General features: G+C 64.1%; 3 protein-coding genes. All 3 read left to right on the plus strand.

The features are described from left to right. Positions 1-657, plus strand: a 657-nt coding sequence (locus EOD07_RS27985; protein WP_245470521.1) for an aminotransferase class IV family protein, incomplete at its 5' end; no start/stop codon positions are given. 39 nt (positions 658-696) lie between these two features. Beyond that, positions 697-1632 carry a DUF3445 domain-containing protein gene (locus tag EOD07_RS27990; RefSeq protein ID WP_127237691.1) on the plus strand — a complete coding sequence of 312 codons (936 nt, stop codon included), beginning with the start codon at positions 697-699 and terminating at the stop codon, positions 1630-1632. 131 nt (positions 1633-1763) lie between these two features. Beyond that, a complete protein-coding gene (locus EOD07_RS27995) occupies positions 1764-3209 on the plus strand; it encodes a homospermidine synthase (RefSeq protein WP_041004770.1) in 1446 nt (481 codons plus the stop codon). The last annotated feature ends 86 nt before the right edge of the window (positions 3210-3295 follow it).

Raw genomic sequence — 3295 nt, forward strand, 5'->3', positions numbered from 1 at the left:
GTTGAAAGCGCGCTTCGCGACGGGAACGGTGCCGGCTTCGAGCTGATCGAGACCATGCGCTGGGAGCCCGGCTCGGGCTTCCAGCGCTTCGAGCGCCACCTTGCCAGGCTTTATGCGTCCGCCGCCGAACTCGGCTTCGCCTGCGATCCCGAACGGATCGGCGAGGTGCTTTCGAACACCGTCAGCGGACACGGAGTTGCCATGCGCGTACGCCTTGCCTTGCAGCGCAATGGCGAAGCGACGGCCGCCGCCCAAGCCTATGAACCGCTGCCCGCCGACAAGGTCTGGCGGTTGCAGCTGGCGCGCATCCGTCTCGATTCCGCCAACATGCTGCTGCGCCACAAGACAAGCCTGCGCCAGGTCTACACGCATGCGCGTGCCGAATATCTCGCCACCCGCGCCGACGAAGTGCTTTTGGCCAACGAGCGCGGCGAGCTCTGCGAGGGCACGATCACCAATCTCTTCGCCGATTTCGGCGACGGCCCGCTCGCCACGCCCCGCCTCGACTGCGGCCTTTTGCCTGGAATATTGCGCGGCGCGCTTCTGGACGAAGGCCGTGCCGTGGAAGCAATCTACAGCTTCGACGATCTGAGGGCGGCGAAGGCGATCTTCGTCGGCAACTCGCTGCGCGGGCTGATCCCGGCGCGGCTTGGCTGACCGCGCTGGAGACACAAACTGGATAGCACCCAAACAGGCATGACCGTCCGCCAGCCGACCCACACGCCCTATGACGGGTCCTCGAAGCTCTTCGCTATCGGGCTGAAGCCGCTCGACTTCGACCGCTGGATCGAGGTCGACGGATTCCTGCTGCCGCATCTCACCGAAAAGCAACGGCTCTACGCGGAAATCCCGGAAAAGGTCTTCGTCGAGGAAGATGGCACCAGCGACGCGCAACGCGAAGTGCTGGACCTGCTCGTCGCGCATCTCGAAGCCGCGCATCCCGGCACGCACCGCCGTAGCGGATTGAACGTCGAGCCGATCGGTTTCGAGGGGACGATCGAGAGGCTGCCTCCTGCCCTGCGCGAAGCACCGCTGGCAAAGGCCTCACTGCTTGTCCAGGAAGACCTGATCCTGATGCGTCGCGACGAGCGCGGCTGGCGGCTGGCGGCCGGTTCGCTCTGCTTTCCTTCGTCCTGGTCGCTTGAAGAAAAATTCGGCAAGCCGCTGCAGGAGATCCACGAGCCGGTGCCCGGTTTTGGACCCGGCACACGGCCGGCCGAGCTCATCAACCGCATGTTCGACGGCCTGCAGGGCCAGGCGGTCGAGCGCTTCAACTGGTCGATCCAGGCCGATGACAGGCTTTATCACCCGCTCTCCAATGTCGAGCGTATCGACCGCGCCACCAACCGCCCAAGCCGCTTCCCCGACGGCGACGTCAACGCCCACGCCTTCATCCGGGTCGAGCGCCAGACGCTGCGCAAGTTGCCGGCGACGCGCGACATCCTCTTCACCATCCGCATCCATCTCGATCCGCTCAAGGTGCTCGAAGCCCATCCGGACCGGACAACGCTGGCCGCCTCCTTCGCGGAGCAGCTCCTGGCCCTCGACCAGCAGCAGCTCGACTACAAGGGCCTGACCGCCGACCGCGACCGGCTGGTCGCATTCCTCGACGGTATCGCCGGATCGGCTTAACCACGCCGCCAAACCGGCTTACCCGCGATTGGCGCTTTTCGCTGGTTTATGACAATGATCTGTGGTGTAGCGCTTGGCCGTCGGGCGAGAAATGCCCGGTTTTGCGCGTGTTTGAAGGAGTGTGCGAAAAAATGGCGAATGAAAACTGGCCCGTTTACGGTGAAATCACCGGTCCTGTCGTGATGATCGGCTTCGGCTCGATCGGGCGGGGAACGCTGCCGCTGATCGAGCGCCATTTCAAGTTCGACAAGTCGCGCATGACGGTCATCGACCCGCGCGACACCGACCGCAAGCTGCTCGACGAGCGCGGCATCACCTTCATGCAGGACGCGGTGACCGAGAAGAATTACAAGAAACTGCTCACGCCGCTTCTGACCAATGGCGGCGGCCAGGGCTTTTGCGTCAACCTATCGGTCGACACCGGCTCGGTGGACCTGATGAGACTGTGCCGCAAGCTCGGCGTGCTCTACATCGACACGGTCGTGGAGCCGTGGCTCGGCTTCTATTTCGACGCCGAGGCCGACAATGCCAGCCGCACCAACTACGCGCTGCGCGAGGCGCTGATCAAGGAAAAGCAAGACAAGCCCGGCGGCCCGACGGCGGTCTCCACCTGCGGCGCCAATCCCGGCATGGTCTCCTGGTTCGTCAAGAAGGCCCTGGTCAATCTCGCCACCGATCTCGGTTTCGAGTTTTCCGAGCCCGCGCAGGAAGACCGCGAGGGCTGGGCAAGGCTGATGAAGAAGGCCGGCGTCAAGGGCATCCACATCGCCGAGCGCGACACGCAGCGCACGAAGAAGCCGAAGCCGATGAACGTGTTCTGGAACACCTGGTCGGTCGAGGGCTTCATCTCGGAGGGCCTGCAGCCGGCCGAGCTTGGCTGGGGCACGCATGAAAACTGGATGCCGAAGAACGGCAAGAAGCACAAGCACGGCTCCAAGGCGGCGATCTATCTGGAACAGCCCGGCGCCAACACGCGCGTGCGCAGCTGGTGCCCGACGCCGGGCGCGCAATACGGCCTCCTGGTGACGCACAACGAGTCGATCTCGATCGCCGACTTCTTCACCGTGCGCTCTAAGAAGGGCAAGGTCCAATACCGCCCGACCTGCCACTATGCCTACCATCCCTGCAACGACGCCTTGCTGTCGCTGGACGAGATGTTCGGCGCCGCCGGCAAGCCGCAGCCGGTTCACCACGTGCTGGACGAGAACGAACTGGTCGATGGCGTCGACGAGCTCGGCGTGCTGCTCTACGGCCATGACAAGAACGCCTATTGGTACGGCTCGCAGCTTTCGCTGGCCGAGGCGCGCAAGCTCGCCCCCTACCAGAACGCCACCGGCCTGCAGGTGACCTCGGCGGTGCTTGCCGGCATGGTCTGGGCGCTGGAGAACCCGACCGCCGGCATCGTCGAAGCCGACGAGATGGATTATCGACGCTGCCTCGAAGTGCAGTCACCTTATCTCGGGCCGGTCAGGGGCTATTACACCGACTGGACGCCACTGGATAACCGGCCGGGCCTCTTCCCCGAGGACCTGGACAAGGACGATCCGTGGCAGTTCCGCAACATCCTGGTCCGATAGCAGCGGGATCTACTGCTCTCACCGCCTTGCAATCGCCCGGAAATCGGGCGATTGAAAAGGCGCGGACTGAGGAGAGGATTTTCATC

The organism is Mesorhizobium sp. M2C.T.Ca.TU.002.02.1.1 (genome assembly GCF_003997225.1).

Coding starts and splice junctions, on each gene's coding strand:
- EOD07_RS27990 (WP_127237691.1), top strand. CDS start 697: ATGACCGTCCGCCAGCCGACCCACACGCCCTATGACGGGTCCTCGAAG.
- EOD07_RS27995 (WP_041004770.1), top strand. CDS start 1,764: ATGGCGAATGAAAACTGGCCCGTTTACGGTGAAATCACCGGTCCTGTC.